The organism is Cytobacillus sp. NJ13 (assembly GCA_030348385.1).
Classification (GTDB): Bacteria; Bacillota; Bacilli; order Bacillales; family Cytobacillaceae; genus Cytobacillus.
Genome location: JAUCFP010000006.1, coordinates 1,417,667 through 1,431,643 on the forward strand (window position 1 = coordinate 1,417,667; position 13,977 = coordinate 1,431,643).

The 13,977-nt window shown below is 41.3% G+C and carries 11 protein-coding genes; 1 reads left to right on the top strand and 10 read right to left on the bottom strand.

Annotated features, from left to right (window positions below; all coding sequences use genetic code 11):
- Positions 1 to 7: 7 nt before the first annotated feature.
- Genes QUF73_06900 through QUF73_06910 form a run of 3 tightly spaced genes read right to left on the bottom strand, consistent with a single transcriptional unit; the run spans position 8 to position 3,397 of the window.
- On the bottom strand, positions 8 to 997 hold the full coding sequence (locus QUF73_06900) for an extracellular solute-binding protein (protein ID MDM5225940.1): 990 nt from the start codon (positions 995 to 997) through the stop codon (positions 8 to 10).
- Positions 994 to 2,652: an ABC transporter permease subunit gene (locus QUF73_06905; GenBank protein ID MDM5225941.1), complete on the bottom strand. Its 1,659-nt coding sequence runs from the start codon at positions 2,650 to 2,652 to the stop codon at positions 994 to 996. The genes QUF73_06900 and QUF73_06905 overlap by 4 nt, the downstream gene beginning before the upstream one ends.
- On the bottom strand, positions 2,645 to 3,397 hold the full coding sequence (locus tag QUF73_06910; protein ID MDM5225942.1) for an ABC transporter ATP-binding protein: 753 nt from the start codon (positions 3,395 to 3,397) through the stop codon (positions 2,645 to 2,647). Before QUF73_06910 ends, QUF73_06905 begins: the two co-directional genes overlap by 8 nt.
- A gap of 244 nt (positions 3,398 to 3,641) precedes the next feature.
- Between QUF73_06910 and QUF73_06915 the strand changes: the two genes are divergently transcribed.
- On the top strand, positions 3,642 to 4,406 hold the full coding sequence (locus QUF73_06915) for a DeoR/GlpR family DNA-binding transcription regulator (protein MDM5225943.1): 765 nt from the start codon (positions 3,642 to 3,644) through the stop codon (positions 4,404 to 4,406).
- A 106-nt stretch (positions 4,407 to 4,512) separates the two neighbouring features.
- On the opposite strand, the gene QUF73_06920 is transcribed toward QUF73_06915, so the two are convergent.
- The 7 genes from QUF73_06920 to agaW are packed head-to-tail and all read right to left on the bottom strand — an operon-like array spanning position 4,513 to position 13,973.
- A complete protein-coding gene (locus QUF73_06920; protein MDM5225944.1) occupies positions 4,513 to 8,901 on the bottom strand; it encodes a glycoside hydrolase family 31 protein in 4,389 nt (1,462 codons plus the stop codon).
- A gap of 32 nt (positions 8,902 to 8,933) precedes the next feature.
- Positions 8,934 to 9,887 carry a 1-phosphofructokinase gene (pfkB, locus tag QUF73_06925; GenBank protein MDM5225945.1) on the bottom strand — a complete coding sequence of 318 codons (954 nt, stop codon included), beginning with the start codon at positions 9,885 to 9,887 and terminating at the stop codon, positions 8,934 to 8,936.
- Complete coding sequence (locus tag QUF73_06930; GenBank protein MDM5225946.1) at positions 9,874 to 10,737, bottom strand: tagatose bisphosphate family class II aldolase; 864 nt, start codon at positions 10,735 to 10,737, stop codon at positions 9,874 to 9,876. Before QUF73_06930 ends, pfkB begins: the two co-directional genes overlap by 14 nt.
- Positions 10,716 to 11,888 (bottom strand): N-acetylglucosamine-6-phosphate deacetylase, encoded by a 1,173-nt coding sequence (gene nagA, locus QUF73_06935; protein ID MDM5225947.1) that lies wholly within the window; start codon positions 11,886 to 11,888, stop codon positions 10,716 to 10,718. Before nagA ends, QUF73_06930 begins: the two co-directional genes overlap by 22 nt.
- Positions 11,888 to 12,310, bottom strand: a complete 423-nt coding sequence (gene agaF / locus QUF73_06940; protein ID MDM5225948.1) for a PTS galactosamine/N-acetylgalactosamine transporter subunit IIA — start codon at positions 12,308 to 12,310, stop codon at positions 11,888 to 11,890. The genes nagA and agaF overlap by 1 nt, the downstream gene beginning before the upstream one ends.
- Positions 12,311 to 12,331: 21 nt before the next feature.
- A complete protein-coding gene (locus QUF73_06945) occupies positions 12,332 to 13,207 on the bottom strand; it encodes a PTS system mannose/fructose/sorbose family transporter subunit IID (GenBank protein MDM5225949.1) in 876 nt (291 codons plus the stop codon).
- On the bottom strand, positions 13,197 to 13,973 hold the full coding sequence (agaW, locus tag QUF73_06950; protein ID MDM5225950.1) for a PTS N-acetylgalactosamine transporter subunit IIC: 777 nt from the start codon (positions 13,971 to 13,973) through the stop codon (positions 13,197 to 13,199). Before agaW ends, QUF73_06945 begins: the two co-directional genes overlap by 11 nt.
- Between the last annotated feature and the right edge of the window lie 4 nt (positions 13,974 to 13,977).

The following is a 13,977-nucleotide window of genomic DNA, read 5'->3' on the forward strand; positions in this document are numbered from 1 at the left end:
TTCTGTTTTATTTGGATGAGTTAAAAATGTCCTGATGTTTCTGCAATAATTCAACGGTTAGCGGAGCTTCGAATTTTTTTGGATGGGCTGGTTCATTTTTTTCAGAAACCTTTTCTCCCTCATAAAGAGCAACCGGATAATACTTTATCAGCTCTTCTCTGGCATCCTTTAAAATCACTTCAGCCATTTCCATCGCAAGCTTTGTTTTGTCACTATCTTTTTTGACTACCGCAAGGGATTCCGTTAGTGAAAAGTTGCCTTCTGCAGGGTCGACAAATTCAATAGGGACACCAGATTCTTTGGCTTCTACCGCTTGATGTCTGAGGCCAAATCCAGCTGCTGCCTCTCCAGCCTGCACTTTCTTAATTGGTCCAGATCCTGAACTCTCAAGGTGTGGGCCGCTATTATTGATCAAGTCCTTAAGTATGGCTTTTCCCTCTTCTTCACCGTACTCCGATAGGATTGCCTGAACAAGCAGCCATCCTGTAGAAGAATCCATGATATTTGGAATGGCTATTAATCCTTCATATTCTTTTGCAGTTAAATCTTTAATAGATGCCGGCATGTCTAAACCTTGTTGCTTAAGTACTTCTGTATTTACAAAAATCGAGCCGGTAATCGCTAAAATGGGAGAATAAAAGTCCGCTGTTTTTTCCAAAGGATCTGAAGAAAATGTCAAAGGTTTAAACATGGTATGCTTTGTTTGTGCACTTTCAAGAAAGTAAGAGCTCATTGTGACAATATCTGCCTCAATTTGATCCCCTTCAGCGATCAGCTTCCCGCCTAATTCCGATGTTCCCAGGCTCTGCAAAACATATTTCCCTTCATATCCAGCCTCTTTCATGGCATTCTTCATAGCCATTACGGCCTCTTCGTCACCATTTGTCTGGATGACAACTTGTTCTTCCCCTGAAGCAGTGTTGCTGCTGCAGGCGCCCAGCAGAACCGGAATCCATATAGCGAGCATTGCCAGCAAAAGAGTTTTTACATTTTTCATGACACCTTCTCCTCACTTCTATTAATTGTTTTTAAAGATAGATTCATTGATCTCTCCTTCTGCAGATAATCACAAAAGACTTTGACCACCAGATTTGTAGCGAAAATCAGCAATGATAAAACAAAGATTTCGTTAAACTTGGCAAAGTGCTGGAGCTCCTTGATCTTGCTGGCGACTACTGAGGTTTGAACGGTTACTAAAAAGATGATGCCGCTGATTGTCACCATGGAATTGATGAAATAATAGCTGAACATTTCAAGCAGGGTTTTGACTGAATTTGGAACAATCACACGGTATACGGTCTTAACCCAGCTGTCTCCCAGCAGTTCCCCTGTGGTTTCCCAGGTCGGGTTCATTTTCATTAATGAGTTTTTAGCCATTAAATATGGAGTTGTAAAGTAATGAACCATATTGCATAGAATGATGATCATGAAGGTCCCTTGTAAGCTGCTGCCGTTAAAAAGGAGCAAATAAGAGATTCCCAGAACCATCCCTGGAACTGTGTTCGTCATCATTGAAACAGCATCCATTGCCTTTCTCCCCTTTAAGGGAGTGCGGACATTCAATAGAGCAGAGCAATACGCAAGCAAAGTTCCTCCGATTGCTGTTAATACAGCAATTAAAAGGGAGTTTCGATAGACAGCCAATAAATCACCCGATTGTAAGATGGTTTCAAAATGCTTAAAAGTAAAGGTCATATCATAGGGAAAACTATTTAAAAATGGCGCTATTAACATTACAGCGAAGATGGATAAAATACCCGCCAATATCAGCGATGAAATCAAACCCAGAGATACATCCCGATATGTATTCGGGACCAATTCTATTTGTGAAAAGTTTTCATAATGAAAATTAAACTTTTCAAGATAATTCAATAGCATGACTCCGAGGATTGCCGGCATGAGCATAAGAACGGCAATGACGGCTCCATTATTAAAATCGGGTATTGATCCCAGCATGACCTGGTAAAGCTGAGTTGCAGCAACAGAGTACGTTCCTCCTATAGATGCGGGGATCCCAAAATCAGTAAAACTTAGAATAAAAGATAATACGTATGCTCCGCCTAAGGTGCCAAGCAGCGGCCGGATTATGGTATTCCAAAAACTTCGGACATTTCCATCACCCATAAGATGAGAAACGACAATAAACTTCTTATCTATGTAAATAAACGAGTTAGAGATTAATAGAAATGCCGCAGGAATCGTGTATATGACATATCCAATCAATAAACCATTAAAACCATAAATATTAAACAGGCTATCGCCGAAAATGCTGGTGATCAGGCCCTGATTTCCGAAAGAATACATAATAGCAAACCCATACGTTATCGTAGGAAGCAGCATGGGAATAAGCACGCCTGCTTTGATCATCGACTTTAATGGCTGAAAAAGCCTGGTGCAATGGATGCTATAAGCCAGGATAAAAGCCAGGGCAGTAGTTATGATGCCAGTAAGAGCAGAGATTTTTATACTATTGATAAAACTTGCAGCCATCTCCTTATTCGCCAGAACAGATAGGTAATGATCTGCAGTAACCCTCTCTCCAATCCCAAAAGAGCGGACAAATAAGATAATTAAGGGCACCAATAAAAAGAGTGCAAATAGAGAAAGAATGGTGATATAAAGAAATCTCATTTCGGGTCTGGATCTAGGCATATTTTTCACCAAAAAGGTTATATATGTTTTGCCTTTTAATCTTCAGCTGCCTGAGAATAAACTCTCTCACAAATGCATTGCTTGGCTGATTAATAATTTCATAAGGAGTCCCGTATTGTGCAATATTTCCCTGATTGATAATGAGTATCTTATCTGACAGGGTTAAAGCTTCCTCAGGATCATGTGTCACAATGATGGTTGTAAGTTTGAATTCCTTCGCAATCAATTTTATTCTCTGCTTGATCGACTCCTTAATGACCCCATCCAAAGCGCTTAATGGTTCATCAAGCAATAATACGCTTGGCTTCATCACAAGCGTTCTCGCTAGTGCTACCCTTTGTTTTTGTCCCCCGGAAAGTTCTCCGATTTTCTTTGAAAGATGCGGCTTTAGCTCAAGAAAATCTATATATTCCTGGATTTCCTTTTCCGGCATGCGATCTTTTCTGTTTTTCAGACCATACACAATATTTTCATAGGCATTTAAATGCGGAAATAGCGCATAATCCTGAAAAACAATATTAAACCCCCTTTTCTTCATAGGTACGCTGCTCAGATCCAGGTTGTTATAGTAGATTTTGCCTTTATTCATTTTGGTCAACCCCAAAATGATATTTAAAAGAGTTGTTTTGCCGCTTCCACTTGAACCCAATAAGGAAACGATTTCTCCCGAATCGATTTCAAGGCTAATATTATCTAATACAACTTTATCGCCAAATTGTTTGCTAACATTTTCTAATCGCAGCAAACTGCCCACCTCCTTGGTTACAGCTTCAGTATAAGGAGGGAATGTAAACGCAAATCGAGAACTTTGTAAATTATACGTAAATTATGCATATATTATAACTAAATGTTGCATATATTTTATGATAATATATGCTTAAAATTGTAACACTTAGATATTATTTGCGTAAATTTATTGAACACTTACGCACTGATTAGTAAAATAGGATTACCTCTTATTAAATTTGAAAGAAGTCAGGTGAGTATAGATGTTTCCTGCAGAAAGACAGAAAAGAATAATTGATTTGCTAATGATAAAGAAAACGGCTAAAATCACTGACCTTGCAGAAGAGCTGCATGTATCGATTGACACCCTTAGAAGAGACCTCAATCTTCTTACAAAGCAAAGGAAGATTGAGAAGGTGTATGGCGGAGTTAAGCTTGTCGAATCGGCATTTGGTGAATCTGCGATAGACGAGCGAATGGTTAGCTCCTTAAGAGAAAAGGAATCAATCGCCCGGTCATGCAGTCATTATATCCAGGATGGCGACTGCATATTTTTAGATAGCGGCTCAACCACTTACCAGATCGCAAAATTTATAAAAAGCAAAAAAAGGCTGACAGTAGTGACGAACTCCATTCCAGTCGTAATAGAGCTCATGAATAGCGATGTGGATGTCATTATGATTGGAGGCAAAGTGAGGAAGACCGAAAAATCCGTAGTAACGTATGAATACCTTTTTAATTTCAATGAATTGAATATCTCCAAAGCCTTTATATGCGCAAGCGGCATTACCGCTCAAAAAGGCATTTCCGATTACAATCTGGAAGAAGCCATTACGAGAAAGAAAATGATTGAGTTATCAAAGGAGGTCTATGTAGCAGCAGACCATTCGAAATTTGGCAAAGATGTCACTGTTTCCGTTTCACCTCTTGAGCATATTGATGTCATCGTCACAGACCAGCACTTGGATAAGAAATATGTGGAGGAATTTAGAGGGAGCGGGACAGAGGTTGTTTTGGCAGAGGGATAGCAGGGTTTTCATCCCCATAATACTCTGGAATAAAAATATCCTAAACGAAGAAGAAAGCCTTGGAATTATCAATCCTCGGCTTTCTTCCATCCTTTTATAATCCTTCTCAATTGGCGCTGTTTTTCTCCCAGAATTGCACCTCTGCAACCGATAGCATAAGCGGCCCGCTATGAGATTCTTCAAAAGTAATTTTAACTTTGACAACTTTTGCACCAGCTGGAATTTGAGTATTTTCAGATAAATTGTAGGCTGCAGATTTATCTGCAGATAGTACTTCCTTTCTACCTAAATCATACTCATTCCCTTCTTCATCAAAAGCTTTTGCACGGAGAACTTTGATTTTTCCATTGGTATAAAGCGGTCTGTTGAATACCTCAAATCTGGTAAGTTCTGTTGGACTATTAAAGCTAAAATCAACCTCCAATGGAAGAGAAATACCATCGGCTTCCGTGATGCTCCACTTAAGCTCAGCTAGGGAAGATTCACTTATTTCACCGTCAATTAACCGCAGGAAGGCTTCAGCCCCATCCTGCATTTTATCTGCTTCACCAGATACGGCGATATCCCTTGCCGTCATGAGCAGTTCCTTCGGCTCTTCCGGCTGCTCGACTTCTCCAGGCTCTTCTCCTGGCTTTAAAACCTGACCGATTTCATCGATGGTATCAAAGCTTGTATTCACAAGCAAGGATCTCGTAATCGGTATATCAAACTCTAAATCTTTCTTCGCTTTTAACTTAATGGCTGCCAGAGTTGATGTGCCTTCTAACGTTTCAAGAGAACCTTTGTTTGAAAAAGCAGCCATAATTCTTTGCTTTTCATTGCCTATTCCTGCAAGAATTGAATAATTCAGCATATTTTCAGTAGAAGCAGTATCGTCGGCAATTCTCTCGCCACAATCAGATCCTTCTAAACACTCTTTTACAATTTCATACTTATTTGGATCAATTTCAAGTTCAAGATTGAAGGCATTAATATCCTTCAGTCCTGCACCGATAACTTCGACTGTAAACTCTTCACCTGCTTTTAATTGCTGCTTATCAGGCCGAATGCTCAGCAGTCCTGCTGCAGGACGATTAGTCGGCTGGAGCTGTGTCTCACCAAGCTGTCCTGCTACATACATTAAATCATAAGAATCAATCACGCCATTATAGTTAATATCAACTTTGGACACCTGATCCCAGGATGTATCTGTGGTGTCCACACCCATATAACTGGCAAAGAAAAGCAGGTCCTCTTCGTCGATGGCACCATTAGGTATGTTTTCACCGACTACAATTCCTTCAGTTTTATCCTTTTTGTAAGGCCTGAATTCCTGTGCAGATCCGAATTTCCCCACAGCATCCTTAATCGTTAATTTGATATACCGTGCAGTTACCTCTTCGTTGAACTGAATCATTTTTGTCTCATTGTTCCTAATAAAAGTCCCATCGGTAATAACATTTTTGTATGTCTTACCATCAAGGCTGACATCCAGGTCATACTTAAGAATTGTTCCATTCCCTGCATCCGGTCTAGGCACATACTCCAGCTTATCTAATTGATAGGCAAGCTTCATATCAATCTCAAACGTATGAGGAAGAACATTTCCTGACCCCCAAGCTGTATGCCATTGTGTTTTTTCATCTCCGTCTACAGCTCTCGATGCTTCGCTCCCAGGCTGATTGCTTGAGGCACTAGCTGTCATATTCTTCGGAACGTTTCTGAATCGATCAAGCTTGGTTTTTACGGTTATTTCATCACTCCAGTCTGATGCACCCTTTGTATTAACTGCCCGGATACTATATCTGTATTCTGTGTCAAAGTTTAGACCATCGTGCTCGAAAAACGGCTTCTCATTTTCTTTTTCCAAATAAACATTTTTGTATATCATTCCATTAATTTTAAGGTCATAGGAAAGATTTTCACCTTCAACTTTATTCCAGTTAAGTTTTATGCTTTTATCTGTAATATTTTCATCTGCGGCTCCGAGTCCAGAAGGCACATCAGGTACTTCTGTATCCTTTACTTCTTTCTCTTGCGTGTTGTTAAATCCATTTACCGTAAGCATCACTTGATTCTTGGTTATATCCGTTTTCCCAATCTTTACAAATAACTTCGGAGCAGTGGTCACCTTTGTTTTGGAGAACTCAGAGTCTTCCGTTGAATATTTATTAAGATCCGGACTTTCATTGTAGAAATAAACATTTTCCGAGCGGCTGTATTCTTCCTCTGTTAATGCTTTTCGCAATTTGATATTTTTGCCGCCAACCTTTACAGTTACAGATTCAGGCTGCTTTCGTGTATTAACGAGGACTTCAGTTCCTCTTTCCTTGACCATTCCTTTGTAGCCTTTTCCTTTAGCTTTGTGAACGGTAATTTTCACTTTATCATTTGCGACGACCGAAGAAATCTTGGTTTTGGTATTCTTCCCAGATTTGTAGTCAGTTGTTTTACCGTCATCCTCATAGAGAGTAAATTCAGATTTCCCTGCTGGATAAATATCAAAAATTCGATTCTCAGATCCATCCAGCTCATTAATCGAGTTGTTTTCAGGAGCCATCGGGATGATTGCTCCATTTTTCACGAAGACTGGTGTCTTCCACAATGGGGCGTCAAAATTATTTAACACTGCTCCGCCCTGATACTGCTCACCTGTAAAATAATCAATCCAAACCTGGTCAGAATCCGGTAAGTAGATTCCGTTTCTTACGCCAGCTGCATGATCCTTTTCATTGTAGACAGGCGCTATCAGCAAATTAGGCCCCCACATATATTGATACTGTGTATCAGTGCCATACGTAAATGGATCTTTTGGATACTCCAGCATCATTCCCCGGACAGAAGGCATAGAAGTGGAAGTGGATTCTTCTGCAATCGTATAGATGTAGGGCATCATTTGCGCTTTTAGCTTCAGATACATGCGGTTTATGGAAGTATACGGTTCGCCATAATTCCAAGGGTTTTTGGATTTGCTGTAATCGTTCCCGGATGACGCCCATCCATCCATATCAATTTGAATTGGCGAGAAAGCCTTCCATTGAAAATCTCTTGTCTGGATGACTGGATCTCCTCCGAAAATACCATCCATATCCGAACCAACATTCGGATTGCCGGATAATCCCGCTCCAATGTATGTTGGGATATGCATGCGGATGTATTCCCACTCCCCTCCATACTGGTCACCAGACCAAAGGGTAGCATAACGCTGGGTGCCTGCCCATCCATCGAGACTAATCACAAACGGACGCGCTCCGCCTGAGTTTTCCTGCTTTTCGATTCCTTCAGCAGCCTGGCGTGTTGCGTTAAGAGCCATGGAATAGCCCTGTCCTACCCATGCAACATCCGTTTTAATAGCTCTTACTCCCGCCTTCACTTCACCATCAAGATCCCTGCGCAATGGGCTATCCTCAGGCAGGCTCGGGTCTGGGTATAAATTACTTTGTGTCCAGAGGCCTACTTCAATATCTTTCTCATTTGCTTCATCCGAAAATTTCTCTAAATTCTCTAATCCACCATAGCCGCAGCCATAACCGTCATTCGGCAAAAACCAGCCGAGCGGCATATCCTTCGCCACATATTGATTTAATGTATCCAAGCCTTTGCCAAGGAGGGTTCTCTGGTCTTTATGGCCGTTGTGAGTGCCATTAAAGCAATCTGCGTGCCCTAAATAAAACGCATATTCCGGCATTAATGCTGCTTCTCCAGTCAGCTCGGTATATTCGTTAATAATTTTCGGAATGGAGTCTTCAACAAAATAATAAGCGTCAAATCTATTTTCCTCATGGGAAAAAGCTGCCGTTTTGGAAAAGTCATAGACACCCGGCTTAAACGTATTTCTCATCACTCCATATCCTTCAGTGCTCAGGTAGAACGGAACAGGGCTTGATGCTGCACCTGCATCCCATCCGCCTCCGATGGAGATATTAATTTTATTATTTTTGTGAGAGTAGTAGCCGTTTTGCTGTCCTCCACCGAAAAAGTATTCATCATCTTTTGTATTAAGTGTCTGAACTGCTCTATTCGCTTCAAGAGAAAGCGGCTCCTTCTCACTCCAGATAACCTTGCTATTTTGGTTATTGATCAGGCTCATTTTGGAGTCCGTTTTGGAGATTTTTAGTTCCAATACTTTTGTATATATTCTATAAAAATCGGAATCTTCTTTTACCTTAACGTTTACGGTTCCATATTCTTTTTGGTAGTCGTTTTTATCTTTATCCACGATTTTAGTCACATGGTCAGGCTTGTTTGGGGTTGGGTATTCAGGAAATTCACTGCTCGGATCCAGGTGAAGCCTGAAAACATTGTCTTTCAGAAAGCTTAATTTAATTCCTTGTCCAGAAGAGAAATCAAGATAAATATCACTGCCTTCTTTTTGTATCCCGCTAACTTTGCCGATAGAAGAAGCATTTGAAGTTTCTTCAGCATCAGCTGCACTGACTGGAATAAGCGATATGACCAATAGGAATGAAAGAAATATAGAAGCAAATCTTTTCAGTTTATTTCGCTTTCTAAACAATATCCGGCACCTCCGCGATCTATTGAAAAATTTTATAAACTGCCTGACCGAGTTGTGTTTATTGAAATTTGTTCAATCAACATATTCAAGTTTTGGAGATTTATATATCCAGTCCTCTCTTCCAGTGCGTTTGCTGAGCCGCAAGCAGAAGCCAGGATCAGAGTATCCTTCATTGAATATCCTTTTGAAAGTCCAGCGGCAAAGCCTGCGATGAAAGAATCTCCAGACCCCACAGCGCTGACTGCCCGAATTTCTGCAGTTGCCGCTTTCATCCGTTCGCCTTTATAATGAACGAATGATCCCCTTTCACCGTCTGAAACAATCACAACCTCTATTCCGTTCTCAGCTAGCTTCTCCATCGATTTCCAGATTTCTGCTTCTTCCCGGCAGGGACGGCCAAGAAGCCCTTCAAGTTCCTCACGATTAGGTTTGATTAAATAAGGTCCATAGGGCAGAGATTCGGCTAGTGCCTCCCCGCTGGTATCCAGAAGAACTTTAACTCCATGATTTTTAGCTTCTTTTATCATCCATTTATAGAGGCTGTACGATACTCCAAGGGGCAGTGAACCACTTACTATAAGGATTTGAGCTTCAGGTATTAAGATGCGCAGGCGCTTCCTTAATTCTTCCTGCTCCAAACCGGAAATAAAAGGCCCTTCCTCAAGAATTTCTGTCTGATTATCTCTGTTGTCAAGAAAGGCAAGACACTGCCTTGTTTCCCCTGCGATCTGCACAAATTCATCACGCGCACCAAGATTTACCAGCTCATTCCGGATAAAGTTTCCGTTACTTCCGCCTAAAAAACCGGTTGCCGTCACACGTTCTCCAAGAATACTCAACACCCTTGTAACGTTCAGTCCTTTTCCTCCTGCAGTTTTATTGGGACTTTTCGTACGTGTGCTTCTTCCAATCTTAAGGTATTCCAGGCGGTAGACAATATCTATAGCGGGGTTAAGGGTAACGGTTAAGATGCTAGGCTTTTCCATTGCTGCCACACATAAGAATTTTTTCCTCGACTACCTTCTTCATGGCTTCTTTGCCTGGTGTCATGTATTTTCGCGGGTCATTTGCGTCAGGATTTTCATTAAAGTATTGTTTTACCGCATTGGAGAACGGAATTTTTAGGTCTGTTGCAATGTTTACCTTGCAAATACCAAGTTCTATTGTTCGTTTTACCATCTCATCCGGTATATCGGAAGCCCCGTGAAGTACGAGAGGAATATTAACCACTGAGTGGATATCTTCCAGTCTCTCAAAGTCGATTTTGGGCTCTCCCTTGTATAAGCCATGAGCAGTCCCAATAGCAACCGCTAAAGAGTCAATCCCAGTTAAATCCACAAATTCTCTAGCCTGTTCCGGATTGGTAAATTTCGCGTCCTTTTCATCAACGACGAGGTCGTCTTCCACTCCGCCGAGACGACCTAATTCAGCCTCCACAGAGACCCCATGTTCATGGGCATACTCGACCACTTGCTTTACGATCTTGACATTTTCATCGAAAGGATGATGGGAAGCATCTATCATCACAGACTTAAAACCGAAATCTATATATTTCTTGATTTCTTCAATACTTTCAAAATGGTCCAGATGGAGTGCGATCGGGATCTCATATCTTTCTGCTGCAGCACTTCCCATTGACACCAAATAGTCACCGCCGGAGTAAGAAATTGTTCCTGGTGTGCTTGCAAGGATTACAGGAGAGTTCAACTCTGCAGCAGTATCAACAACAACCTGGAATGTTTCAAGATTGTGAACATTGAATGCTGGTATCGCGTATTTTTCTTCCAAGGCTTTTTGGAACATCTCAACTGTATTTACAATTCTATTATTGCCCATTTTCTTTTCTCCTCCATAAAAACAACTTTTCCATTAACAAAGGTGGCTTTTACATTGAATGCTTCATCTATTACAGCAATATTCAATTTCTTGCCAATTTCAATTGTGCCGGTTTCTTCCCCAATACCGAGCAATTTAGCTTGATTTATTGTAGCCATTGGCAAAATACACTCAAGAGGCAGTCCAAGAACTTCCTTGGTGTTTTTTATGCACCTCATTAAATTTGTCGTACTGCCTGCCAGGGATCCAGTCTCCATTGTTCTGGCAATACCTTCTCTTACTCTGACAGTTTGGCTTCCGAGTTTATACTCCCCATCCGGTAAATCCGCAGCAGCCATGGAGTCACTAATCAAAAGAATTTTGTCTGCTCCTTTGGTTTTGTAAAGCAGATTAATTCCTGCAGGATGGACATGTTCCAAATCAGCTATTAACTCACAAAAATTATTGTCATTTGTCAGGAATGCTCCAAGACTTCCCGGATCACGGTGGCTGAATCCGCGCATTCCATTGAACGTATGAACTGAAATATTTGCTCCGTATTCAATAGCCAGATTGGCAGTTTCATAGTCTGCATTTGTATGTCCCATCGAGACAAGGATTCCTTTATCCTTCAAATATGGAATAACCCCTATAGCCATAGTCTTCTCCGGTGCCAGCGTTAGAATTTTTATCGTATTTTGCGAAGCTTTTATCAACTCATCGAGTTCTTCAATGGTTATTTCCCGCATGTATTTCACAGGATGCGCCCCTCTATGTTCAGGTGTTATATAGGGTCCTTCAACATAGGAACCAATGATTTCTGCTCCAGCTGTATTTCCAATTTGTCTGCCAATCTCTCTAACGGCAGCTTTTACTTTCTCAAAATCGTCCGTTAGGGTTGTGGGCAAAAAAGAAGTCACACCATGCCTTGCAAGAGATAAGGAAATCTCCTGCATAGCTTCCGGCGTTGCATCCATTGTGTCTTTCCCTGAAATCCCATGTATATGAATATCAATGAGCCCAGGGATAACCGCATATCCCGAGAAATCATGTATTTGACATTCTGGTTTCTGATCCGTTAGATCCTTAATTAATCCATTCTCATAAACAACATATCCCGAATGTATTCGGCGGTTAGGGGTATAAATTGTGTCTGCAAAAATAGCCTCCATTAAATACCTGCCCCGTCTCTCTTTTGACGCCCTGATTTCTGGAAACATTTTATCGCTTCTTTTCCTGAAGTGATAGCCATTTCTTTTAGTTCGTCTAAGGAGACATTGTCTTTCATGATGGCGGTTTCCATAACCATTGCCAGATTTGTCCCGCCAATAACAGCAGTATCCTGTTTGTCGTTTGTTAGAGAAACAGCCGTTTTAAAGGGCGAACCTCCCACAAGGTCGCACAGAACGAGTACCCCATTGCAGCTCTTTAAGTTTGCCAATGCTGCTTTTATCTTTACTTCAAGATCTGATGTAGAATCTGATTCTAAGAAATCAACATACTCTATACGTGGCTGTTCCCCTGCAATCAACTTCACTGAAGAGTGAAGGCCTGCAGCAAAGGAACCATGCCCTGAAACAATTAAACCGTTCAATATTTTCCTCCTAACTCCCGTTTAAAGAATAGTGCCGAATGGGAATGGTATCTTGCCAATAATGCCAATAACAACTGTAATCAGGATTAAAATAACAGGGGACAAGCCTCTTTTCAGCAAGTAATACATTAATAAGGTATAGCCTAACGGCAGCATGTTTGGCATGATCTTATCCAGCAAATCTTCCTGCAGGGCAATTTCAGCTTTGCCTGCATGAATGACCAGATTTGCCTTTAACTGCACAAATGAGGCAATAAGCCCGCCTACCACTGTCAAGCCAACGATAGAGGCAGCATGAGACACTTTCTTCGTGTTTTCTTTTAATGAGCTGATGGCATTGGTTCCAGCATTATAGCCATATCGCATAAGACCGAAGCGCAGTCCAAAATGAACGACATTGAATATAATAAGAAACACAAGTGCACCCATTGGATTGCCATCTGCCCCGAGCGAAGCACCTATACCAACACAAATAGGCAGAAGTGTTAACCAAAACAAAGCATCTCCGATACCGCCCAGGGGACCCATCATGGCAACGCGGATAGCACGAATGGTATTCCGATTTTGTTTCCTTTCCTCCATTGCGAGGACAATTCCCATAATGATGTTTACTAGAAAAGGATGGGTATTAAAGAATTCCATATGGCTTTTCATTGATTCACTAAGGTCATGCTTATTTTTGTGAATCTTCTTTAGCCCTGGAAGAATAGAGTATAGCCAACCTGCTGCCTGCATTCTTTCATAGTTGAAAGATGCCTGAAGCAATAGTGAGCGCCAGACCATTTTGTTAAGGTCTTTTTTTGTAATCACCTGTTCGGCTGAAGAATCTTCATAAAACTCAGGATTGTTTGCCTGAACAGAAATTTCCGGTTCAATCGCTGCATTTTCAGATGCCACGGCCTCTCGCCCCCCTCATAGCAGCTCCCTGGCCGCCAGATGTTTTATAAAAATCATACATAGCAATTGCCAGACCGATCAGCGCAACAGCAATAATCGGCATTTGTAAATAAGTAACAAGGATGAATCCAACTATAAAATAGGCAATATACTGTTTCTTCAGCATAATTTTCAGCAGCATGGCAAAACCAATGGCTGCCATCATACCGCCAGCGGTACCGAGACCTGCAATGATCCAGGCAGGAAGTGATTCAACTACACTCTTGGCTGCATCAGCTCCAAAGTAGATTGGAAGGAATGCAACCACAAAATAGAAAACGAATAAAGTTGCTATTCCCAGGTAATTAATCCTGTCGATGCCTTTTGTATTTGCTTCTTCGGCATATTTGTCAGCTTTATGCATGACAGGTGAAAAGGCCGTAAACATTAATGTGATACAAGCCTGGACTGCAACGGCAAATGGAACAGCAACTCCTATCGCAACCTGAGGCTCCTGCCCAGTTAAAATCGCAAATGCTGTACCAATTATTCCGCCGATTACAACGTTTGGAGGCTGAGCTCCTGCAAGCGGTACCATTCCTGCCCATACTAATTCAATTGCAGCCCCGGTCATCACACCAGTAGGCAAATCGCCTAGAATTAACCCAACGATGACTCCAGTTACAATGGGGCGGTGAATGTGAAACAAACCGTTAAACAAGTCAATGCCGGCAATGCCAGCCCATATGGCAATCAACAATGCCTGAAGCAATATTTCCTGATCCATCCTT